Raw genomic sequence first — 23562 nt, 5'->3', positions numbered from 1 at the left:
CCGCGCAAAAGAGGCTTGCATCCGAAAGGCTAGTCCGCGCTTCATATTGCTGAGTACAGAGTGCGGGCGACCAGCGACCAATCCTGGTCATCACAGCCCGCGTTCTGGCCGAAGGCTATCGTCGAGCAGATACGCTGGCAATCTATCGTGCAGGTCTTTCGAAAGTTGAGGGATAACATTTCAAGAGAAGTCTATCATCGTGCGACGCGGGCAGGTTGAACGATGGCTTCCGCAACACCCGCACGCTTCGGAATGAGCCGGGAGAGTTCGTCCGCTGCGCCAGCAAGTCGTGCACGGATGCCGGCATCGGTCACGATGTGCCCGGCCTCATCACTGATTTCCGTGAAATCCGTCTCCGACGCATAGACTGCCGTGGGGACGGTCAGGGCGGCAAAGAAGCCGAACAATGGGCGGAGAGCGTGCTCAACCATGAGCGCGTGGCGCAGTCCTCCCCCTGTTGCGGTAAGCGCCACCGGCTTGCCTGCCAGTCGCCCTGGATCGACGAAGTCGATCAGATGCTTGAACAGACCGGTATAGGCGCCCTTGTAGACAGGCGTGCCGACAATCAACGCATCTGCGCTCTCGATCTCGTCGATGATGCGCGCAGCCGGCAGCGGCAGATCGGCTCGTGCCAGTGCCGAACCGAAGCCCGGACCGGCATCAAGGATGTCGTAAACCTTCAGGTCGACCGGTATCCGGCGTCCGACTTCAGCGCCGAGTGCCTCCGCCAGAATGCGACTGCGTGAGGGTCGGCGAAAGTTGCCGCAAAAAATGACGACACGCGGTCGAATCATCGTTGCCTCCCTTGTCAGACGAGCTGGGCCTTAGCGGGAGGCGTTGGCTCGCCCAGGGAGAGCATCAGCCTGTTCGCCCAGTTGAAGAAGGCTGCGCCATTGACGACGTCCACAATCTCCAGATCGTCGAGCCCTGCCGCACGCAAAGCCGCGACCTGCCTGTGGTCGAACGCGATCGGCGTATTGGTCAACGCCACCGAGGCCTCAATGATGGCGTTCCAGCGCCTGTCGATGTCCGTCTCTACGCCCTCGTCCAGGATACGCTGAACGTCCGCACGCCGCTTGGAATATTGCGTGGCGAATCGGGAATGGACGGACGCGCAGAAGATGCAGCCGTTGGCGCGTGAGGTGGCTGTTGCGGCCAGTTCCCGCTCGGCCCGGGGAAGGCCATTGCTCGTGTTGTAGAAGATATCCTTGTCGGTTTTCGTTCGGGCCTGCAGCACATCGGGATCACGGGCGAGAAGAAGAAAGTAAGGTGACTTGGCCCGCGATACGTCGACGAGACCGGACCAGTGCCTCTCTGTCAATTCCTCGACGGGAAACGGTTCGAGCCAGGGCAGCCAGCCCAGTTCGTCCTGCGTGAAAGCGGTAGGTTCGCGGTTATCAGGATGCGACAGCGTAGTCTCGGTCATGGATATGTTCCTTCTCAAACCGCGCCGGATGCGAGGACACCCGTGAAGATCTGCGGAAACTTCGCATCGGCGGTTTCAACTGCGGACGCTCCTGCGAGAGCTCGCAGACCTGCAACGACACGGATCTGAAAGGACAGGAAGGATACCAGCTGTGACAGGGTGACGATGTCCGTCGTTGACCAGCCGGCATCGAGGAGCTTCTGCAAGGCAGCCGGGCTTGCGTCTCGCGGATGAAGGACGAGCAGGTGCGCATGCTCGAACGCTGCAGCGAGCCGAACTCCGAGACGATCTTTGTGATCTTCGGAAATCCGATAGTCCGGTCCCTCCACATCCTCGATGGTGAGCGGACCCCGCGGATAGCGGCCATAGGGACCTTCCGTCGCGCCCCGGGCGATCTCAGACGCGAGAGTCGCAGCGATCTCTGGAGAGCCGAGCGTCTTTAGATCTGCAGCATAAAATTCGGCAACATGCGGCTGACGATGGAGACCGGCCACGAAGGTTGCAACGGCGTAGCGGTCGAGCGGGGTGACGTCGCCGGGGAACTCAGGTTGGAAGAGGGCCAGATAGCTCTTCTGTGCGTTTTCCCGGGCTTGCGGCCGCTGATCCCTCAACCTGTCGAGGCTGGATCCCGGCCGAATCCCGGCAAGATGATCGATGACATCCGGTATGATGGTGCTCATGGTCTTCTCACATTCCAATGGTTGACGTGGCAGGCTCAACGCACGAGGGCGACGCGCTTCGGGGACTTCTCTACAGGGTTCTGCCAGCCGAGGGCCGGGGCGACCTCGCTGGAGATGAGTTCGATCGATCGCAGGATGTATTCGTGCGGCGGATCGACCGAGTGGACCTGGAACACGAGGTCCGTCACCCGCGGCAGGGTGGTGTCGCGGCTCAGGCTCTCGATCACGTCCTGAGGCGTGCCGACATGTGTGTCGAGGGCGGTAAGGAGGTCCACCAGAGTGTCACCCGGGATCACGTGCCCCTTGGCTGCGAAATCGGCCGCAACACGACGCAACCCCTTTTCCGCGAGGCGCAATGCCTCCCTCCTGCTGTCTGCAACGAACAGCGAACGGGACGCGACGATGCGCGGCTCCCGGCTTTCAGGAAGCGCCTCGAGATAGGCGTCGATGATGGGATGCTGAATGTCGGGGAGAGTTGCCTGTGGCGCATCCTTCGGCCGGGGCTGCGTGCGCGAGAGCATGAGACCGTCGCCGGCCTTTCCGGCGCGAATGCCTCCCCCGACGGAGAAGGTCGCCTGCCAGACGCGGTCGTTCAGGCCCGGTGCAGCGGGATACAGGGAATCACCGCCGTTCAGAGGTCGACCGTTCCAGGCATCCCTGACGGTAGCGAGACTTCGATCGTAGATCTCGGATCGGCTAGCGCTGTCCAGGCCGAATGCCGTGAAGGACGAGGGAGTGCCGCCTGTTCCGACGCCGACCTCGAGGCGACCACCGGACAGCAGGTCGAGCACGACTGCGTCTTCCGCCACGCGCACCGGATTCTCGAGCGGCAAGGTGATGATGCCGGTGCCGAGACGGATTCTCGAGGTTCGCGCCGCCACATGGGACAGGAAGACCAGAGGTGAAGGGAGACCGCCTTCCGCCTCGTGGAAATGGTGCTGCGCGACCCAAGCCGAGTCGAACCCGTGCTGCTCCGCTTGGATGATCTGGTCTGCTGCAAGGCGGTAACGCTCGCCTGCACTGGCCTCATCCAACAGGCGAGTAAAAAAGCCGAGCCGTTTACGCTGCGAAGATTGTGTCATCGGACTGCTTCCCTTTGCCTATTGGAATGAGTGCTGGTTGGCATTGCGCTGTCCAGGGATCGCGCTGATGAGTTCGCGCGTGTAGGCGCTGCCCGGGCGTTGAAACACATCCTCGACGGGACCGCCGTCGACCTGACGACCGTTGTGAAGGACCGAAACCGTATCCGAGATCTGGCGGACTACTGCGAGATCATGGGAGATGAAGAGGTACGTCAGCCCCAACGCCTGCTGAAGCTCATCGAGAAGCTCAAGGATCTGCGCCTGTACCGTGACATCGAGGGCCGAGACAGCCTCGTCCAGCACCAGCACCTGCGGGTCGAGCACGAGCGCACGGGCGATGGCGACGCGTTGCCGCTGCCCGCCAGAAAGAGCATGAGGCCTGCGGGTCAGAACCGATTGAGGAAGGTCGACCCGATCGAGAATGGCATGGACCTTCCTCGCACGATCCTCCCGCGGCAGGGGATCGAAGTTCAGCAGCGGCTCCTCGACGATCTGAAAGATGGTCTGCCGCGGATCGAGGGAGGCGAACGGATTCTGGTAGACGAGTTGGATCGTCTTCCGGAGCCGGCGCAGGTTCTCGCCTCGCAAAGTCGTCACTTCGGTCCCGTCGACAAAGACGCGTCCCGAGGTAGGCTTCTGAAAGCCGACGATGCTGCGCGCCGCCGTCGTCTTGCCCGAGCCGGATTCGCCCACGATGGCATGGGTCGTTCCCCGTTGGACAGTGAAGGACACCCCGTCCACCGCTCGAAAGACGTCGCGTTTTCCGCCGAGTGCAAAATCCTGCACGAGGTTCTCGACCACGATGGCATCATCGGGTCCGACGATGGGCCGGGATCTCACGCGGAAGGCGGAGCGGGTCTTCCCGAGCGAGGGCGCATCGGCCAGAAGCTTGCGGGTATATTCGCACCGTGGAGAGGCGAGCACTTCCGCTATCGGCCCCTGCTCCTGAATGCGCCCACCTTTGAGCACCACGATATGGTTCGCCCGGTCGGCCGCGACGCCTAGGTCGTGTGTCACCAGGAGAACCGCCGTGCCGTATTCGCGACGCAGTTCATCGATCAGGTCCAGGATGCGCTTCTGCACCGTCACGTCGAGGGCGCTGGTGGGCTCGTCGGCGATGATCAGGGCCGGGCGCAGGGCGACCGCAATGGCAATAAGTACGCGCTGACGCATGCCGCCCGACAATTCGTGCGGATATTGCTTGGCGCGCAACTCCGGCTGGGAGAGGCCGACGCGGGTCAGGAGCTCAATGACCCGTGCATCGATCTCCGCCCGGCTGCCCTGGCGGTGGATCTGGAGCACTTCGGCGACCTGCGCGCCGATGGTCTTGACCGGATTAAGCGAAGTTGTCGGATCCTGCGGGATCAGGCTGATCTGCCTGCCACGGATGGTGTCGAGCTGCTTCTGCGACCATCCGGAGATATCGGTGCCGTTGAGCCGGATCGCCCCACCCTCAAGCCGGCCGTTCTCGGCTAAGAGCCCGATCACGGCCTGTGCCATGGTAGTCTTTCCCGATCCCGACTCGCCGACGAGAGCTACGACTTCGCCCGGACGTACGAGAAGCGAAACATCGTGGACGACCCGTTGAAATCCCTGATTGCCACGATAGCCCACCGCGAGATTTCTGATCTCAAGGATTGGCAGGTTCGCCGCGTCTGCAGAAACAGTCTTTATATTGATCGCCGTGGTCATGCCTTGGCCTTTCCAAAGGACTGGCTAATGCGGTTCGCCGACAGGACGACCAGGATCACGACAATTCCCGGTATGGTCGTCAGCCACCAGGCCCGCGCGAGGTAATTACGCCCCTCGGCGATCAGCAGGCCCCATTCTGGCGTGGGTGGAGGCGCGCCGTAGCCGAGAAAGCCCAGGGTGGAGATCGTCAGGATAGCCCAGCCGAGCTGCAGGGCTGCAAAGGCGATCACGGAGGTCAGGGAGTTCGGCAGGATGTGGCGCAGCAGCACGCGGCTGAATGTTCCGCCGCTGCCGAAAGCCGCCTCGACATAATCACTGGCGCGAACCCGCACCACCTCTGAGCGGGCAAGCCGCGCGAAGCTGGCGATCGATGTGATACCGACCGCGATGGCGGCATTCACGATGCCGAAGCCGAGCAGGATGACGATGCTGAGCGACAGGAGGAGCTGCGGGATCGACAGCAGCACGTCGACGCCGCGCATGATCGCCCCGTCGATCCTCCCGCGGGCCGATCCCGCAACGATGCCGAGCGTGGTTCCCACCATCAGGCCAACGCCGACCGCCACAAGGGCCCCCGAGAGCGAATTGCCCGCGCCATAGATGATGCGGGCGAGAAGATCACGCCCCAAGGCATCGGTACCGAGCCAGTGGTCTGCGCTCGGTGCGCGAAGCTGCTGGCGTGCGACACCGACTGTTGCGCTGTAGCTGGTGAACCATTGCGGGAACAGCGCCCAGAACACGACGACGCCCATGACGAGCCAGGACAGAACAAGTCCGGGCTTGATACTTCTGAGAATCCTCAGCACGTGTCCGGCCGATGTAGCTTGCCTCGACACCTGAGAATACTTTACAGGGATATTCGCATCGTCTCGCAGCAGGCTGCGCCCGATCGTGTTCAAGCCGGTCATGCGACAACTCCTTGTCTCACTTTGAGGCGCGGATCAAAAATGGGGTAGAGCAGGTCTACCGTGAGATTGATGACGACGAACGCCGCTGCCGAGAACACGACGATCGCCTGGAGAACCGCGATATCCTGATCATTGACGGAGCGTTGCGTCAGCCCGCCGAGTCCGTTGAGGCCAAACACCGCTTCCGTGACGACCGCGCCAGCGAGAAGCTCCCCGAAGAGGATGCCCCCGATAGTGAGCGTCGGCAGGACGGCGTTCTTCGCCACATGCTTCCACAGAACCCAGCGATGGGAGGCACCCTTGGCGCGGGCGACCGCCACGAAGGGTTCGGTCAGCACGTGGTCGATGTTGCGCATCAGGATCTGGGCGAGCGGTGCAGAGATGGGCACTGCCAATGTCAGCACGGGCAGAATCAGCGCCTGCCACGGCCCCGGGTTGATGATCGGGACAAGCCTGAGCTGAAATGAGAAGATTTGGATCAGCAGGATACCGAGCCAGAATACGGGTGTGGAGATGAAGAGCGCGGGAATGGATTGGATGAAGGCGCGCAACCATGCGAAGGGAGACAGTGCTGAGAGTGCGGCGAGCGTGATCGCGAAGACCAGCGACAGCAGAAACCCGAGAGTCGAAAGCCACAGGGTCGGCGGCAGATTGGCGACGATCAGATCGCCGACGGGAACACCCGCGTGAATGGAATAGCCGAAATTCCCCGTGAGGAAGTTTATGGCAGTGTGAACGTATTGCACGACCAGCGGACTGTCGGCCCCATAGGACGTTCGGATGTCGGCAATCTGCTCCGGACCCAGACCGAGTTCGGGATTGAGGAACTTGATGAGGATGGCGTCGCCGGGCAATGCCTGCAGCAAGCCGAAAGATACGGTGAACGCTGCCCACAGAACGAGAACCGCCTGCCCGATTCTTCCGATCACATATCGCGACATGGATATTCCTATCTGGAATCAAGACAATCGATTGCAGGTCGGTCGGACATCGTTCGTGACGCCCGACCGGCTTGACGTTTTCTCAGCGGCGCGGCGCCAGCCAGGTGTTGTAGAAGCTGGGACGGCCCACCGCTTCAAATGACACACCCTTCACGTAAGGCGCGGCAGCAAAAGCCTGCGGCTCCTCGAAAATCGGAATGGCGTAGGCCTGATCGACCACATAGTTCTGAACCTCGCTTGCCACTGCCAAGCGCTTGGAGCGATCCGGTTCGGAGGCAAGCTGGTCTAGAAGCGCATTCAGCCTCTCGTCGACGAAGGACTGCACCTTGTCGCCGTTGCCGCCCTTCTGCAGCAGGACATTACGGTTGGTCGGGTAGTACTGGCTCTTGATCACATCGGGATCGGCCCGTCCGACCATGGCGGGCGAGACGGGCGCCTTGGCGGGATCAAGGTTGTTCACGACGGCGCTGCCCGAGTCGGCGGTCAGCACGTTGAGCTTCACGCCGACCTTCTCCCATTGCTGGGCAACAAGCTGCAGCGTTTCCTTGTTTTGCGGCTGCGGCAGGGACTCGTAGGCCGAGAGTTCCAGAATCTGACCATCCTTCTGGCGCCGTCCGTTCGAGCCAAGCTTCCAACCGGCTTTGTCAAGCAGCTGCTTGGCCTTCTCGATATCATAGGAAAGCTTCGAGGAGAGATCGACGTAGCCTGACGCCGTCTTGGCGATGATCGAGGTCGCCTTCGGGTAATTGGTTGAGAACAGGGTCGAGACAATCTCATCCGCGTTGGTGGCATGCAGCAGCGCGCGACGAACCCGGATGTCTGCGACGAGCGGATTGTCTGGACGGAACACGATGCTGTTGTTCACGCCCCGGGTTGAAGGAGCGTATATCAGGTATCCCTCGTCCTCGACCTGCTTCTCGTCATAAGCTTGGATCTGGCGAATGATGTCCGCCTGCCCTGCCAGCAGAGCGCCGATACGTACGCTATCTTCCGGCGTGATGATATATTTGATTTCGTCGAGATAGGCGCGGCCCTGGTGCTCGAGTTTGGCCGGACCCCAGCTATAGTCGGCGCGCACCTTTAATGTGAGTTCGCGGCCGAGCGTTTCGTTGGCAACCATGAACGGACCCGAGCCGATGATCTTCGTGGCATCGCCGAGCGCTTCATACGGCAGCGCGAGAGTCTTCGGAGACACAAGACCGGATCCAATCACGGACGTGCCCTGCAGGAAACCGGGCGACGGCTTCTTGAAATAAAACTTTACCGTCTGGTGGTCGATGACCTCGCTGCAGTCGTAATTGTTGATGACCTCCGAGACCGGCAACTTCAGGTCCTTGTTGCCACGCCCGAACGTGTCGTAGTTTTTGGCCACAGCGGCAGCATCAAGGGGCGTGCCATCGGAGAACGTGACACCTTTTCGGATCTTGAAAGTGTATTCAGTCGCATCGGCGTTCACGGTCCACGATTCGGCGATCCAGGGCTCGATCTCGAGGGTCTTGGGATTCTGATAGGTCAGCTTATCGGTGATCTGATTGAGGATCCCACCATTGGGGTAGAAGCCGCCTGCAGGGGGATATAGATTTGTATGGCTCTGCTGCTCGAGATAGACCAGCGTTCCGCCCCTGGCAGGCTTTTCATCCGAGCCTGCCGCTTGCGCTGCTCCCCATCCGCTTGCCCCCGCCAGGAGCGTGCCTCCGAGCAAGACCGCAAGACCGGCCGTCTTCCTGAAGCGTCGAATATTGAACACGTTTTTCCCCTCGCGTGGTTGGACGAATACCCTGCGAATTATCAGGGCCAGACCACGCCAAATGCAACGGGAACGTTCTTTTTTTAGAACAGCTAGAACAGAGAAATTCTTCTCTTCATTCTCATTCCAGAGGGAATTTTTGTTCTTTACCACTAAAAACTGGGCTCCAGTCGGAGTGCTGGACCCACTGCAAGGGTTGAAGCAAGAACTATGTTCTATATAAAGAACTATGTGAAACTGCTTAGTGGGGCATCACCAGCGAGCCCCATGGAATCCTTGTTCCACGCACACTAGGATCAGACATGGATGCGACAGATACCAAGATCCTGATGCTGCTTCAGGAAGATGCCAGCATTTCTATTGCCGAACTCGCACAGAGGGTGAACCTGTCTCAGACGCCATGCTGGAAGCGTGTGCAGCGCTTGGAAACAACGGGTGTGATTCAGAAGCGGGTTGCCTTGGTCGATCCTGAGAAGGTGGGTCTGGGGCTTACGGTCTTCGTATCGATCGAGATAGTCGATCACTCAGGGCAAGGCTTGCAGCAATTTGCCGACGTGGTCTTAGCCATGCCGGAAGTGATGGAATTCTACCGAATGGCGGGCGATGTGGATTATCTGCTGCGCGTCGTTGTGCCCGACATGGGAGCCTACGACGCCTTCTACAAGCGCCTGATCGATGCGATTCCGCTCAAAAATGTGACTTCCCGCTTCGCCATGCAGCGGGTGAAATCCACAACGGCCTATGCCTTAATGCCAAGTATCGGGCGCTGAACCAAGGACCAAGCTCTGTGTGATCCATACTTCGCTTGGTCTTGGAGTGTCTCCTTTGGGTCAACCTGATCTCTTAAGCGCCACTATATAGAAGTCCGCCAGCCTCGCTGTTTTTGAAATTCGACGCACCTCCGTGACGCGTCAAACTAGACATTCGAGCGCTATAGGCCTTGCATGAGCGCCTCTACACCAATCATGCTTCCGCAATGATGACGAAATTGCGACCGCCTCATCTTGACGTCATGGAGATACTGGATCGATGCTGGATCCGCTGGATGTACAGTTCATAGTAATCATCAAGGCCGAATCTCATGCCCAACGCCCGGCAAAGGAGAATCCTCTCAAGAGCTTGCGTCCAATTGCTGGCGCGATAGGCCGCAAGCATGGCGTCGTTGCGCTCGACCAGCTCTACGAAGTCAGGGTCCTTAATCACATGGGCATGACCCAAGATCGTAAAGATCCGCTCCAGATCAAGCTTTCCTCTCACCTGGAGATGATCGACTTCGAGCACTGCGAAGTGAGCGCGCACAGCCTGGGCGGTTTTTTCGCCAACGAGAATGGGAACGCCATACTGCTTGGTCAGCCCCTCGAGACGGGATGCCAGATTGACCGTGTCGCCTAAGACCGAATAGTTAAAGTGGAGATCCGAGCCGAAATTGCCGACGACGCAGCGGCCGGTGTTCAAGCCTATGCCGATTCTAAGCGGCGGAATCGCCTGATCGCCGCCGACGTCCCTCCGGTGCTGTTCATTGAGCGCTCTTAGGCTGTCCAGCATTGCAAATGCTGCCTCGCATGCGTTCACCTCATGATTGGGGTCTGTGAGCGGAGCGTTCCAGAACGCCATGATCGCGTCGCCCATGTATTTATCGATTGTCCCACGTCGCTTCATGATGTCTTGCGTCAGCGGGGTGAAGAGCCGATTGATGAGCGCCGTCAACCCCTGCGGGTCATCCTTGTAGAGTTCCGAAATAGCCGTGAAGCCGCGCACGTCCGAGAAGAGTACGGTCAGCTCACGCTGTTCTCCACCGAGAGTTAGCTTCTCCGGCGATTGTGCCAGCTGCTCGACCAGATCGGGAGAGAGATATTGGCTGAAGGCAGATCTGATCCGGTAACGATCTGCGGAAATAGTCACGTAATTGGTGCAAACGAGAACGGCGTAAATCAGGAAACTTGAGAGCAAAGGGAAGGTGCAGTCTATAAGAAGATCGAGGCCCGTGAAGCAGTACCACGACACCCCCAACGTTATCGCGGCAGTGGCGCCGCCGAGAGCGAAGAGCGTTCCGGCATTCACCTTGGGAGCCTGGACGATCAGCAGAACGCTCATCAATGTCGTAAGCGCAAGTTCGATGAAAGCCGTGTAGCTCGGCCGGCTCAAGGTCGCTCCCGCGAGAGTGCTCTCCAGGAGCTGAGCATGCAATTCCACTCCTGGTAGTGCTGGGTGCACCGGGGTGACCTTGAGATCGAGAAGACCGGCGGCCGAGCTCCCAATGAGCACCATTTTTCCCGCTAGGGCATCGGCGGGCATTCTGTCGCGCACAAGGTCGACCGCGGGGATGTATCGGGCCATACTGGGGGGTGAGTAGTGAAGCCAAACCCGACCTTTTCCGTCCGTGGGGATCTCAAAAGCCCCGACTCCGATACTTCGCACACCGCTTTGATCTGTCTTGACGAGCACGGCATTCGATCCGGTGGCGACCCTCAGCATTTCAAGCGAGAGAGAAGGAACGATAGTTCCGTCCGCTACTGCAATTACGGGAACGCGGCGAACGACACCATCCCGGTCGGGGGCAACCGAGAACATGCCATGCCCCTGAGCAGCTTCATCGAGAACAGCAAGATTCCGCAACAGGTGCGGAAACCCAACCAAGAAGAGGCGCGGATCCGGCCCGAGTGTCGCGATTCCCGTCTGGATCCCTGCCTGGGCGGTGGGCACAGCTCCTGAGACACGATATCCCGAATGTCCGAGAACCACCGTGGACGCTCGAATGGCATCGGCAAAGATGGTGTCGTTGCTGGGTAAATGCCGGAGTTTCTCGCGTGTAGCTTCATCCAAACCTTGAAAGGTTTCGGCCGCGATCTCCGGCGAGCTGCGATCGGGCTCCGGAAAGAGCACATCGAACCCGATGACCGTTCCGCCCCCTTCGATGATCTTTGCAACAATCTCAGCCATGATCGTGCGTGGCCACGGCCATTGCCCCAGAGCCCGCAAACTCTGCTCATCGATATCCACGATCGCCACAAGGCCTTGACGCTCGGCACGCGGATAGATGAGTTGATAAATATCGAGCGACTTCAGACGAACAACCTCGACGGGTCCGGGATCCAGGATCCGGAGCGCTAGCAGATTCACGAGAAGCAGGAGACCAACGATCCGTCCGGTCCCGAAGCGTCGCGCCTTATTCAGAACGGACGCCATGACTGCCACTCAGCAAGAATAGGGTCTGGGACTTGTGCAGGACTGTAGCGAAGCCAATCGAATTTTGACCGTGTTTCCGTCGGACGAACCCGTCATGGAGCGCCCCAGGAGAGACAGCGGTTGGAGCATGTTTACTCACAGGATGATATCTGTGGAACGGGGCAGAGCGCCTGCGATGGTCAATTCGGTCGCAAGCACTTCGCCGCTGGCGAACGTAACCGTAGCCGACACGGCGTTCTGATCGCCTGCAAGCCGTCGCAAACCGTCGACGGGCGCGTTCAGGATCCATCCTTGCGGCGTCAGAACGAGATCCTCTGGACCGATCTCGACAATGTCCCTGCCGTTCACGAACACGTCGACATCAATGATCATCCCGCCAGCCAGGGGCGATCCCAGAACGGAAACATCAATCTGCCCTGGCGACGTCAGCAGGGAGGCTCCATCCGTGTTGTCAATCTCATTCAACTGGGAGAGATTTGCATTCTCACCAACGCCGAGAGCAGTTATCCTCGCTCCATAGAGGTCGCTCAGGATCGCGATCTCGGCGTCAATGGGGCCCCGTCCCCTGCCGTCGGAGAGAAAATACAGGAAGTTTTCCTCGCCTCCCTGATCGAGGTTCTGCAGGCGGCCAATGGCCGCCTTGAGAGCGCTGGCGAAGTTCGTCTCGCCGTCTGCATCAAGGCTTCTGAGATAGGTAGCGATGGCTGCATCTCCAGCCTGCCCCAGACTGAAGGTCGCCGCATTCACCCCGCTCTGGTTCTGTCCTCCGGGGAGGGTGGGATCGGCGCTCCCGTTGAAAGGAATGATCGTCACTGTGACGTCTGCAGTGGAGAAACCGAGGCTCCTCACCTGTTCCGTCAGTGCAATCAGGCTCGCGATCTCCGCATCCAGAATAGTGTTCGCAAGACCATCACCGTTGAGATCGCCCACCGGCGTTCCGGCGAAATTCTCCGAGGTGCTGCCTGAGATATCGATTAGATAGAGAATGTTCATCTGAGGCTGCAGGACTGGGCCAAGGCCGATGACCAGTTTCAGATCAGTCGTTGCAGCCGTGGTGGCTGTCGGCGCATCGACCGAAAGCGAGACGGACTGACTATTGAACGCGAGAATGTCAGTGTCGCGAACGACCTGACGGGGCGACGAGAACGTCCCTTCTCCCCGGACCTGCAGGGTCAGGTTCGCAGTATCGATTCCTCCATTGCCGTCAGATATTGTATAATCCAGTGCCAGCGTTGCGGTTTCGCCGTCACTAAGAGCCTGAAAGGCGTCGCCTGGATCGAAGACGAGGTTACCCCTTGCATCCAGGCTAACGGAACCTTCGATAGGTGCTGTCCAGCGAACCACACGGAGGGCGTCGCCATCGATGTCGCGGTCGTTTGGAAGCACGGCGAGGATCGTGTGTCCATGTTCTTGAACAGCGCCGACGCGATCGCTTCGTGCAATGGGGGCATCGTTTCGACCATCGACTATCCAGGTCACCGAGGCTGGCACAGTGGTGTCACCATTGAAGATTAGATGATACTCAACCGTAACCGAGTCTGTCTCTCCTACACCCAGGTGTTGGTAAGCCGGGTGCGTCGGGTCCAGGCGAAAGCTGCGCGAGCCAGAACGATATGTCACACCGGGAGGCAGTTTCTCCGGCGTGACTACGCGCGGGAGCGTTTCTGACCCCGATACGTTGGAAGCTGGCAGCGCGCCTAGCTGCTCAACACGCCCATCCTCAACCGCAGCGCCCTCAATCGGCGTAGGTGCCGCTATCGGGGAAGGAAGGTTCACGTCGCGGGATATGGTTTGCTTTGGGGTAGGGGGCGCTGCGGCAAAATCCGAAAAATCGAGTGGATCAACAGTCTGAGGCATGTTCACAGGGACAATGGGAGCATCATCAGGATCGCTGCTACCCCTCCTCTGTCGCGGCTCGGGGGAAACGAACTGATACAGATCCCTCACGAAGTCGCTTTCACTCCTGATGTCATCGTTCGTCTTGGCTATTTGCGTGATCCGCGGTTCGGCTCCGGACATTGGCGTCAAGAGGGTCGCGACACGGGCATCCGACATGGATACGATCACGTGGGATGGGTTATTCTTGTCCAGGAGAACAATCGAACCGACGTTCCCATCCGGCTCTACGAGCAGGGAGAAGCGCGTCGTTCCGCTGGCAGCCGTGATCTCCGTCTGAACAGCCGTTCCCCTAATCGCCATCGTGGCAACTGGCGTATCGATTTTGAGATCACCGGTCTTGGCAATGCGCCCTGCTACGAACCCGATCACGCCCTGAACGAGCGTGAGCAACGCCGAATTTGCATTGGAATCCGCCGCATACACCATATCATTCAGCACCATCCGTGCGCTGGAAGAAAGGCTGAAGACTGTTCCATCGTTGAACTTGACCGTCAGCGCAGAATTCGGGCCGGTTTGCACGACGTCGCCCTTTGCGACCGCGTCGCCAAGCCGAAGCGCGATCAAGGCGCCATTCCGCAGTACAGTGACGGTTCCTGACGCTTTCTCGACATGCCCGATGGGAGCGAAGGCCGCCGCAGCACCCATTTGCGCATATTGCCCTCGTGTATCCGGACCTGCCAGCGCCTCGACGGTTGCGCCCGTAAGGCTTGCCCCTTCCGGCGTACTAATGCTGAGACGTCGTTCGTCTTTGAAGAACCCTAGGATGACAGCGGTTGTCTCGGGTCCTGTGAGTAGGAGATCGGGTCCTGCTCTTTTGTACTCGGCTTTAAAAAGAAGATCCTTATCAGGAAACAGAATTGCGGAATCTGAGTCACCCGCACGACTCGACGCGTCGGCAACGTCGACGTGAATGTCAAAAACAGTTGTGCCGTCCCCGGATCGGTACACAGCAAACCCCTTGGGTTGCTGTGATCATAGTCCTTTTGACAGCTTAATACTATCGGAAGCGAATCCTAACAAAGTTGAAGGTTCTCTGCCAGCAGTGGCCTGTTACGGCACAAGATGATGTGATTGCTCAAAACGATCGAGGAAGCTGTACTTCCCTCACTGTTCTTGATGACACGATACATTTCGCCGGCTCAACTAACGTGCTCTCTTAGGCCGACCAAGGCTCCCCTTCTTTTCACGGCGGGGACGTCCGAGCGGGTCTCGCGATCCCAGACCGCTCTCCTAGTTATCTCTGAAGTCAGGCTGATGCGAGACTACAGTGAAGTGAAATGTCGCCTCTGGGTCAAAACCGACCTTCAAGCGTCACCGTATGCCGGTTAGCTCGTCGTGCAGTTGTGGATATTCCTGTCCAACGCAAAGTGATGCGAAGCTGGCGCAGATCGGCCGAAATTTATATGCCGTTACCCGGTAGAACCGAGCTGTCTGACTGGAGCGGCATCCTTTAGACAGGTTCGGCGTACCTATTCTCTAGCCCAACTTTATCTAAAGTCAGATGAGATATTCAAGCATCCAGCCCAGCGTCAGTTTTATCCCCAATCGCCTCGATGACGAGTTCGAAGGTGATGCATACAGGATTGTCGCCGCGGGCGATTTCCCCGGATGAGATCACCCCATCCAAATCGACGACGTTAAGGGTAAGCCTCGCTCTTATCTGCCCGTCCTCCCTCTCAATGCGTCCCGCACGGATCAGGACTTCCGTGGCGTGAGAATCCACCCGCGCTCTATGAACGAAGCGCACGCCGTTAAGGCTGCCGATCCCATAGACATTGGCGCTTGCTATCCCGTGCCGTAAGCAGATTTCCTCGATGGCAAGGCTGACGTCCTGATTTGGACGGACCTTCGCAAGCAGCGTGCGATCTCCCGTCGTTGAGGAGCCGGCTCCGGCACGTCGAACCGGTTCGAAAAGTGTGAAGTTCGTCTCTGGATCAGGCATGGACTCGAAGGTCGCATCCCTGAAGCCGATACCCCTCACTTCGATTCGCTCCGCGACCCTGGACAATGGAGCGAGCATGTGGCCCATCCGCCGCCCATTACCAGTATCCCAGATACCGTGGCAATGAAGAAAGGTTTTACCATCCCGAATGCCGACGATGGCGCAGGCGCGTGTCACATTCACTGATCCGGTCGGTTCGAAGGTCTCGCTGTACCAGGCTACATAGCGCGGATCTGAGGATGCAGCAGGCATCACATACCGGAAGGGTTCGCAGCGTCCGCCTCGGAATTCCACGAAGCCGCCGATACAGCCAGCCTCCCGCATGCCCGCGGCTACAGCCTCATCGACCGTCAGACCGGGCTCCAGCACGAAGCGGATCGGCACCGCCGTGCCGGGCACGGCGGCATGACGCTCCACAGCAGCCGGACCCGGATGATCGATGCGTCTCATGACAGGCCCTCCTCTCGTATCCCTAATCCGCCCGCATGATCTGCCTCGGGTCAGCGCGCGCATCCCGCGCTACCCAGCGCCCTGCCTCCACCCGCGTTAGGAACTCCGTCAGAAGTTGGTTGAACAGCGCCGGTTCCTCCAGGTTCAGGGTGTGACCGGATTTCGGAAGCATGGCGAGGCCAGAGCGCGGTGCCGCCCGCTTCAGGAAGATGCTTGGTTGGATCGAATGATCATCCTCATCGCCAACAACTATGAGCATAGGAACCTCAAGAACCACTAACTCGGCCTTCAGATCGTAGAGCGACGGCCGCCGCATCTGAACGCCGCGCATGGTATTGGCGGCCCCCTTGTCGGAGTGCTGTGCCAGCCGCTCCACGAACAGCTGCCAGCCCCGGGGATCCTTCTCCTGAAACTGCACCCGCGAGGCGCTCTCCCCGTAAACCGTGGCAAACGCCCGGGCTCCTCGTTTTTCGAAGCCCAGTGCCACATGCTCGGAGTTGCGGCGGAAAAACTCCTGATGCTCCTTCTCGGAACCGTACCCCGCTCCGGCGACAACAGCAGACCGGATGCGATCGGGATAGCGGAGAGCCGCATGCAGGCACGCGAACGCTCCCATCGAGAGGCCGACGAGATGGGCCTTTTTGACCCCCGCCGCATTCATGACATCGATGATGTCATCGGTCGCGCGGGCCTGGGAGTACTTCTCCACGTCCTCGGGTATATCCGATGGCGGATAACCCCGAGCCGAAAAAGTGATGCATTGGTGCCTGCGGGAGAAGTAGCTGACCTGCGGCTCCCAACTCCAATGGTTGCCGCCGAACTCGTGCACGAAGACGATGGGGGTGCCCGCTCCGGTGGATTCGTAGAAGAGCCGAATGCCGTCGCTCGTGGTCGCGAATGCCATTGAGCTTGATCCTCACCGAGAATCTGAGACGGAGCAGCTCTGCCCACCGTCAACCGGGAGGCAAACGCCCGTGATGAACTGCGCCTCGTCGGACGCGAGAAAGACCGCCGCATTGGCCACATCCCAAGCCGTTCCCATTCGGCCAACCGGAACGGCCGCATTGCGCGCCGCCACCATGTCTTCGACCGAGGCATATTGACTCGAAATCTGGCGATAGATCAGCGGCGTGTCGATGAGGCCTGGCATGATGCAGTTGGCACGGATTCCCTGACGGGCATATTGCATCGCGAGCGCCACCGTCGCCTGGTTCACCGCCGCCTTAGTGGCGTAGTAGGCGAAATAGGGATAGCCGGTCCAGCGGATAGCCGCGAGGGACGATATGTTAACGATGGCGCCTCCTCCCTGGCGCAACATGTGCGGGATCACGGCCTTGGCCGTGCGGTAGACAGGTCCGAGATTGAGCTTCAGAGCGGCCTCGAATTGCTCCTCGGTCAGTTCGACGGGCCCTCCCATATGGGTCACACCCACGTTGTTATGCAGGATATCGATGCGCCCGAAGGCCGTGACAACCTGGGTAACCGCTGCCGCGACCGCACTCGTATCCGTGACATCGGCCGCAAATGCGACCGCCTCGCCACCTTCCTTCACGATGATCGATGCCGTTTCGTCCGCTGCCTCCCTGACTAGATCGATGCAGGCAATACGGGCTCCCTCCCGGGCATAGGCAACGGCCGCAGCCTTGCCGTTGCCCCAACCGTCTCCTGAGGATCCAGCCCCGAAAACAATGGCCGTTTTTCCCTTCAGACGTTCGACCATGAAGCTCTCCAGCGCGTCCCAGAACTTTCAGCAGGAAAGAGTGTGCGACCGGCGATGTACGCTGGTCGCGAGGATGGGGGTCAGGTCAGATTGCTGCCTACTGCCTTCTCAAGGATGGCCCAGGCCTCGTCGCCGTACTTCTTCTTCCATTCGGCATAGAAGCCAGCCTTGCGCAACGCCTCGCGGAAGAGAGCCGGATCCGGATCGTTGAATTGCATGCCCTTGGAGACGAGTTCGTCCTTGAGGCTGGCGTTCAGCTTCGCCACATCGGCACGCTCCTCGACGGCGGCAGCGTTGAGGTGCTTGGCCACGATGGGCCGCAGGTCCTCCGGAAGCCGCTCCCAGGCACGGCGATTGGCCAGGAACCAGAATCCGTCCCACATGTGGTTTGTCATGGAGACAAATTTTTGCACCTCGAAGAGCTTTGCAGTCGATATGATCGCGAGCGGGTTCTCCTGCCCATCAACAACTTTGGTCTGCAGCGCCGTATAGACCTCTGCGAAGTTGATACTGGCCGGGGCCGAACCGAAGGCCGTGAACATGGATGTCCAGAGCGGGCTCACCGGCACACGGATTTTGAAGCCCTTTAGATCGTCAGGCGTCTGGATCGGCTTGTTGGAACTCGTGGTCTGGCGGAAGCCATTATCCCAGATCTTATCCATTACGACGAGGTTCGCCTTGGCGATCTGGCCGCGCACATAGGCGCCGAGATCGCCATCCATCGCCTTCCAGACGCTGTCGTAGTTCGGGAAGGCGAAGCCGATGCCGCTGATCGAAGCGTTGGGCACGAGAGTGGACAGGATCAGCGGCGACAGAGTGAAGAACTCGACGCCGCCCGACCGGACCTGGCTCAGCATGTCGGTGTCGGAGCCGAGCTGGTTGTTGGGGAAGATCTGGATCTCAACCCTTCCGCCCGTTTCCTGCTTGATTCTGTCGGCCGCTTCCTTGGCACGCAGGTTCATCGGATGCGTGACTGGTAGGTTGTTGGCGTATTTGTAAATAAACTCGGCCGATTGGGCACGAACCCCGAAGCTGCCGACTAGCGCAGCGGAGGTGGTGCCTTGCAGCAGGGTACGGCGTGAAATGATCATGTTTCTCTCTCTTGCTTATTGTGAAAGGCGCCTTGCAGCGTGCTCTTGGGTTACAGGAACGCGGTAGAAATGCCTGGAATTGCGGCAATCAGCACGAGACCGGCAAGCAACGCCAGAATGTAAGGCCAGATCGCGCCCATGGCTTCATCCGGGGAGACGTTGCCGATCTTGCAGGCAATGTAGAAGCCGATGCCGATGGGCGGAGCCATCAGACCGATATTCATCGCCGTCACCACCACCATGGAGTAGTGGATATCGTTGATGCCCAGGTTCTTGGCAATCGGGAACATGAGCGGGGCCATGAGTACAATGGCAGGCAGGCCCTCCAGCACGCATCCGAGGAGCAGGAACACCACGATCGTCATGGCCATGAAGATGATCCAGCCACCGGGCAGGCCCGCCATCACAGTTGCAAGCTGCTGGGCAAAGCCAGTCTGAGTCAGTGCCCAAGCCATAGCAAGCGCGGTGCCGAGGATAAGTAGGATAGCGCCGGAGAGCGCAGCTGTCTCCACAAGCATGTCATAGAATTTGCGTAGTCCGATGCCGCCATAGAGGAATATTCCGATGATGAGGGCGTAGAGAACCGCGATCGTAGAGACCTCGGTTGCTGTCGCGATGCCTCCGCCGACTGCACTCCGAATGATGAATGGCAGCACCAGCGCCGGGGCCGCGATGAGCATCGTGCGCCACATGGTCCCGAAGGGTGCACGCCGCACGTCTCCAAGACGCTCGCCGGAAGCCTTCCAGCGTGCGAGGATAGCGAGCACGGCAAGCAACACCATGGCGATGGCAAAGCCGCTCGTGAACAGTCCTGCGATGGAGACGCCGGCAACCGAGCCGAGCACGATCAGCACGATCGAGGGCGGGACCGTATCGGCCATGGCCGCGCCTGTTGCGAGGAGCGCGATCATCTCCCGCGGCTTGTGCCCACGCCGCTTCATCTCCGGGAACAGGGCCGGCGCAACTGTAGCCATGTCCGACACCTTCGAGCCGGAAATGCCCGAGACCAGGAACAGCGAGCCGAGCAGCACGTAAGACATGCCGGCCCGCACATGGCCCAGGAGAGATGCGAGGAAGTCGACGATGGCCTTGCCCATCCCGGTCGCATCGAGAATGCAGCCAAGGAACACGAAGATCGGCACCGACAGCAGGATGATGCTCGACATCCCCTCGTCCATGCGTCCAATCATGACGAAGATCGGCACACGCGTGGTGAAGGCCAGAAACGCCAAGGTACCAATGCCGAAACAGAAGGCGATCGGCACACCCATCACGAGGCAAAGGGCCACGGCCCCGACGAGAAAGATGAGGATGTTGACGTTGCCGAGTCTCATCAGTGCAGGCGAAATGAACCAGAGCATTCCGACGATGGCTGCCACGACGACTACCGACACGGCAAGGTCTCGCAGTGTCGAGTTCTTCACCGCATGCAATACGATGAAGCCCAGCATGGCAAAGATGCCGAAGGCGATCGCCGAGACGCGAAAACTGTTGGGAATGTTGAGGGCCGCCGATGTGACGTACCATTCCTCCATCACATATTCGACGGCCGGTTGCAGCATGACCAGCAGGAACGTCGCGGTGAGGACGAGACCAAGAGTGCGGGTGAAGCCTTGCAATCTTCTGGGAAACATTCCTGTAAAGAGCGTCAGCCTGAGATGCTCGTTCCGGTCGATGGCGATGGCCGAGCCCAGCATGGCGAGCCACAGGAATGAGATCGATGCAACTTCGTCGATCCAGACAACCGGATAGGAGAACACATAGCGGGAAGCAACGCCGGACAGAAGGAGCACGATGATGATGCAGAGAAGCAAGGCCGAGATCATCTCGATCGGGCGGATCAGCAGAGCCCAGATGTGAGGTTCGTCGCGCTCCTCGACATTAGACAGCGGATCGATGGTATCGCCAGCGGCAGTCATGTTGCTTTCCATGCTAAATCACGCTGCTAGGTGGCGCGACATCTCACGCTCCATCCAATGGAAGAACTGGCGCAGCATGCAGGCAGATCCGAGAGGGATCGGTGCGGAGTATCTCATTAAACATTTCCGTACCCCTCCCATCCACGCCGCAACAAATGAATTTGGCAGGTCCACCTTGTGGATCTTTGTTTCACGGCGGACGGAAAAAAGATACACATCTTACTTGTCATTGCAACACGCGCTGAAGCGATTTAGCCTAGAGACATGGCTGAGGATCGAGGTTTCTCGGTCCATCATGTGGACCAGCTAGGGATCTGCCTTATGGATGGTGCCTCCTTGTCGACTAGAGATCTGTCAGGGTCCCAGAGTGTGGACCGAGCCCTACGCTTGCTGGCACTCGTCGGTCGTGAAGCCAAACACGGCGCGCAACTGGTTGACCTGGTCGAGGAGAGCGGCCTCAACAAACCGACGGCTCGGCGTCTGCTTCTTGCTCTTATGCGCGCTGGCCTGGTGGAGCAGGAGGCGCAAACGCGCCGGTATCACCTGGGTGAGGAAGCCTATGTGCTTGGCACCCTCGCGTCGCGCCGCCATGGTCTGCTTGAGCTTTCGCTTAAGAGCCTGCGCAGCCTCTCCGATATCACGATGGATACGAGCTTTCTGTCTGTGAGGCGTGACAATTATGCTGTGTGTCTGCACCGGGAGGAAGGCACTTATCCCGTACGCACCCATGCTCTGCAGGTTGGAAACCACCACCCTCTCGGCATCGGCGCCGGATCGCTCGCCATGCTGTCCTCCCTCGACGCTGATGACGTAGAGAACGTGCTCACCGCGAACCGAAAGGTCCTCGAGACTCAGTACTCCTATTATCCCGTGGAGCAGATTCGTGACGATGTCGCCGCCGCGCGCCGTCAGGGCTACGCGCTCAATCCCGGCCGCATCGTTGCTGGCTCCTGGGGGCTCGGCGTTGCGATTAGGTTCCCGGATGGGCGGATTGCCGGTGCGCTGAGCCTCGCAGCCATCGACAGCCGCATGAATGTCGGACGGCAGCCTGAGCTCGTCCGTCAACTCAGAACTGCGGCCGAGCGCGTCGAGAGCAAGCTCCGCAAGATGTTTTTCCCTGTGAAAGCCTGACCGTGCCGATCCACCGCCCCGCCCATTCGGAACGAGCCCCATGAACAGCACCCCTCCCCTGATCACACCTGCGACGAAGCGGGTCATGAACTTGTCCCACATGCTGCGTCAGGCCGCACGCCGGCACGGCACGGAAATCGGCTTCGTTTGGGGCCAGCGCACATGGAGCTGGGCAGAACTCGACCGGCGCGTTGATGGGATGGCAGCGGCACTTGGAACAAAAGGCATCCGGAAGGGCGACCGCGTGCTTGTGCAGTCCAAGAACTGCAACCAGATGTTCGAATCGATGTTCGCCTGCTTCCGGCTTGGCGCGGTCTGGGTCCCAACAAACTTCCGGCAGACGCCGGATGAGGTCGCCTACTTGGCGCAGGCGAGCGGCGCTTCGGCCATGATCTGTCACGCCGACTTTCCCGAACATGCCGAGACCGTCCGCGGGACGGGACCTGCAGTTCGCTTCCTGATATCCATCGGCAGCTCCAGCATAGGCGAAAACTACGACGACCTCGTCGAACTTCATAGGGGGCAATCGGTGCCGGAAGCGGTTGTGGATTACGACGATCCGTGTTGGTTCTTCTTTACCTCTGGAACGACGGGGCGGCCCAAGGCTGCCGTTCTGACCCATGGTCAGATGGCCTTCGTGATCACCAATCATCTCTGCGATCTATTGCCCGGCACCACGAACGCCGACGCGTCCCTGGTCGTCGCTCCGCTGTCCCACGGGGCGGGTGTCCATCAACTCGTACAGGTCGGGCGCGCCGCTAAAACGGTGCTCCTGTCGAGCGAGCGCTTCGATGTCGACGAAGCCTGGAGCCTAGTGGAGAGATGGCGCATCACAAGCATGTTTACGGTACCCACCATCGTAAAACTTCTGACGGAACACCCCTCGGTTGATGCGCACGATCACTCGTCTCTGCGCTATGTGATCTATGCGGGTGCTACCATGTATCGGGAGGACCAGAAGCACGCCCTGAAAAAGCTCGGAAAGGTGCTGGTACAGTACTTCGGGCTCGGGGAAGTGACCGGCAACATCACCGTGCTGCCCCCTTGGCTGCACGACCCGGAAGACGGCCCGGGTGCGAAGGTGGGAACCTGCGGCTACGAGCGGACGGGCATGCAGGTCTCAATCCAGGACGATCAGGGAAACGAGATGCCGGCGGGTGTGACGGGCGAGATCTGCGTCTGTGGTCCGGCTGTCTTCGCCGGATACTACAACAACCCGGAAGCCAACGGGAAAGCCTTTCGAGACGGCTGGTTCAGAACCGGCGATCTCGGCCATATGGACCAAGAGGGCTTCCTCTTCATCACCGGCCGCGCCTCGGACATGTACATCTCGGGTGGCTCCAATATCTATCCGCGCGAAATTGAGGAGAAAATCCTCACCCACACGGCTATCGCCGAGGTCGCAGTGTTGGGCGTGCCTGACAGGACATGGGGCGAAGCCGGCGTGGCGGTCTGCGCCCTGCGGCCGGAGCAGACGCTGGACGAGGGCGAGCTCCTCGCTTGGCTCGACGGCAGGATCGCACGCTATAAGCTCCCGAAGCGCGTATTCTTCTGGGATGCCTTGCCGAAATCGGCCTATGGCAAGATTACCAAGAAGACCATTCGTGAAGAACTCGAGACAAAAGGCTACCTTCAGTCGATCGAGCACGCCGAGGTTTCGAATAAGCGACAATAAACGTCTCAGCGCTGCTTTCCAGGCGTGAGTTGGTGAGCAACCATGCGGGAGAATCCACGATGCAGAGGAGAGC

The 23562-nt window shown here is 59.5% G+C and carries 18 protein-coding genes; 3 read left to right on the top strand and 15 right to left on the bottom strand.

Annotated elements, in window-relative coordinates:
- Nucleotides 1–194 precede the first annotated feature (194 nt).
- From I2H36_RS14790 to I2H36_RS14755, 8 genes are all read right to left on the bottom strand, one after another.
- Complete coding sequence (locus tag I2H36_RS14790; protein WP_196264674.1) at nucleotides 195–794, bottom strand: NAD(P)H-dependent oxidoreductase; 600 nt, start codon at nucleotides 792–794, stop codon at nucleotides 195–197.
- A 14-nt stretch (nucleotides 795–808) separates the two neighbouring features.
- Nucleotides 809–1426, bottom strand: coding sequence for an alkylhydroperoxidase domain protein (locus I2H36_RS14785; protein WP_196264673.1), 618 nt, complete (start codon nucleotides 1424–1426; stop codon nucleotides 809–811).
- 14 nt (nucleotides 1427–1440) lie between these two features.
- Complete coding sequence (locus tag I2H36_RS14780) at nucleotides 1441–2106, bottom strand: CMD domain protein (RefSeq protein WP_196264672.1); 666 nt, start codon at nucleotides 2104–2106, stop codon at nucleotides 1441–1443.
- 35 nt (nucleotides 2107–2141) lie between these two features.
- Nucleotides 2142–3188 (bottom strand): putative FMN-dependent luciferase-like monooxygenase, encoded by a 1047-nt coding sequence (locus I2H36_RS14775; RefSeq protein ID WP_196264671.1) that lies wholly within the window; start codon nucleotides 3186–3188, stop codon nucleotides 2142–2144.
- 18 nt (nucleotides 3189–3206) lie between these two features.
- Nucleotides 3207–4880: a dipeptide ABC transporter ATP-binding protein gene (locus tag I2H36_RS14770; RefSeq protein ID WP_196264670.1), complete on the bottom strand. Its 1674-nt coding sequence runs from the start codon at nucleotides 4878–4880 to the stop codon at nucleotides 3207–3209.
- The gene (locus I2H36_RS14765; protein ID WP_196264669.1) at nucleotides 4877–5788 is read right to left on the bottom strand and encodes an ABC transporter permease; all 912 of its coding nucleotides are present in this window, start codon (nucleotides 5786–5788) and stop codon (nucleotides 4877–4879) included. The genes I2H36_RS14770 and I2H36_RS14765 overlap by 4 nt, the downstream gene beginning before the upstream one ends.
- Nucleotides 5785–6729 carry an ABC transporter permease gene (locus tag I2H36_RS14760; protein WP_196264668.1) on the bottom strand — a complete coding sequence of 315 codons (945 nt, stop codon included), beginning with the start codon at nucleotides 6727–6729 and terminating at the stop codon, nucleotides 5785–5787. The genes I2H36_RS14765 and I2H36_RS14760 overlap by 4 nt, the downstream gene beginning before the upstream one ends.
- Nucleotides 6730–6811: 82 nt before the next feature.
- Nucleotides 6812–8413 (bottom strand): TIGR04028 family ABC transporter substrate-binding protein, encoded by a 1602-nt coding sequence (locus I2H36_RS14755; protein ID WP_246718841.1) that lies wholly within the window; start codon nucleotides 8411–8413, stop codon nucleotides 6812–6814.
- 365 nt (nucleotides 8414–8778) lie between these two features.
- Here I2H36_RS14755 and I2H36_RS14750 point away from each other — a divergent pair, with 365 nt between their 5' ends.
- Nucleotides 8779–9246 (top strand): Lrp/AsnC family transcriptional regulator, encoded by a 468-nt coding sequence (locus tag I2H36_RS14750; RefSeq protein ID WP_196264666.1) that lies wholly within the window; start codon nucleotides 8779–8781, stop codon nucleotides 9244–9246.
- A gap of 229 nt (nucleotides 9247–9475) precedes the next feature.
- Here the strand turns inward: I2H36_RS14750 and I2H36_RS14745 are convergent, their stop codons facing one another.
- From I2H36_RS14745 to I2H36_RS14715, 7 genes are all read right to left on the bottom strand, one after another.
- Nucleotides 9476–11662, bottom strand: coding sequence for a CHASE2 domain-containing protein (locus I2H36_RS14745; protein ID WP_196264665.1), 2187 nt, complete (start codon nucleotides 11660–11662; stop codon nucleotides 9476–9478).
- A gap of 135 nt (nucleotides 11663–11797) precedes the next feature.
- Nucleotides 11798–14509: an Ig-like domain-containing protein gene (locus I2H36_RS14740; RefSeq protein WP_196264664.1), complete on the bottom strand. Its 2712-nt coding sequence runs from the start codon at nucleotides 14507–14509 to the stop codon at nucleotides 11798–11800.
- 562 nt (nucleotides 14510–15071) lie between these two features.
- On the bottom strand, nucleotides 15072–15953 hold the full coding sequence (locus I2H36_RS14735) for a PCC domain-containing protein (protein ID WP_196264663.1): 882 nt from the start codon (nucleotides 15951–15953) through the stop codon (nucleotides 15072–15074).
- A 22-nt stretch (nucleotides 15954–15975) separates the two neighbouring features.
- A complete protein-coding gene (locus tag I2H36_RS14730; RefSeq protein ID WP_196264662.1) occupies nucleotides 15976–16857 on the bottom strand; it encodes an alpha/beta fold hydrolase in 882 nt (293 codons plus the stop codon).
- Nucleotides 16858–16869: 12 nt separating this feature from the next.
- Nucleotides 16870–17673: an SDR family NAD(P)-dependent oxidoreductase gene (locus I2H36_RS14725; protein WP_196264661.1), complete on the bottom strand. Its 804-nt coding sequence runs from the start codon at nucleotides 17671–17673 to the stop codon at nucleotides 16870–16872.
- Nucleotides 17674–17753: 80 nt separating this feature from the next.
- A complete protein-coding gene (locus I2H36_RS14720; RefSeq protein WP_196264660.1) occupies nucleotides 17754–18764 on the bottom strand; it encodes a TRAP transporter substrate-binding protein in 1011 nt (336 codons plus the stop codon).
- Between the two features lie 50 nt (nucleotides 18765–18814).
- Nucleotides 18815–20683: a TRAP transporter large permease gene (locus tag I2H36_RS14715; protein ID WP_196264659.1), complete on the bottom strand. Its 1869-nt coding sequence runs from the start codon at nucleotides 20681–20683 to the stop codon at nucleotides 18815–18817.
- A gap of 321 nt (nucleotides 20684–21004) precedes the next feature.
- On the opposite strand from I2H36_RS14715, the gene I2H36_RS14710 reads away from it, so the two are divergent.
- On the top strand, nucleotides 21005–21814 hold the full coding sequence (locus I2H36_RS14710; RefSeq protein ID WP_196264658.1) for an IclR family transcriptional regulator: 810 nt from the start codon (nucleotides 21005–21007) through the stop codon (nucleotides 21812–21814).
- 40 nt (nucleotides 21815–21854) lie between these two features.
- Nucleotides 21855–23489 (top strand): acyl-CoA synthetase, encoded by a 1635-nt coding sequence (locus tag I2H36_RS14705; RefSeq protein WP_196264657.1) that lies wholly within the window; start codon nucleotides 21855–21857, stop codon nucleotides 23487–23489.
- Nucleotides 23490–23562: the final 73 nt, after the last annotated feature.

The organism is Microvirga terrestris (assembly GCF_015694425.1).
Classification (GTDB): Bacteria; Pseudomonadota; Alphaproteobacteria; order Rhizobiales; family Beijerinckiaceae; genus Microvirga; species Microvirga terrestris.
Note: the sequence above shows the minus strand (reverse complement) of the source record. Positions and strands in the feature narration are given on the sequence as shown.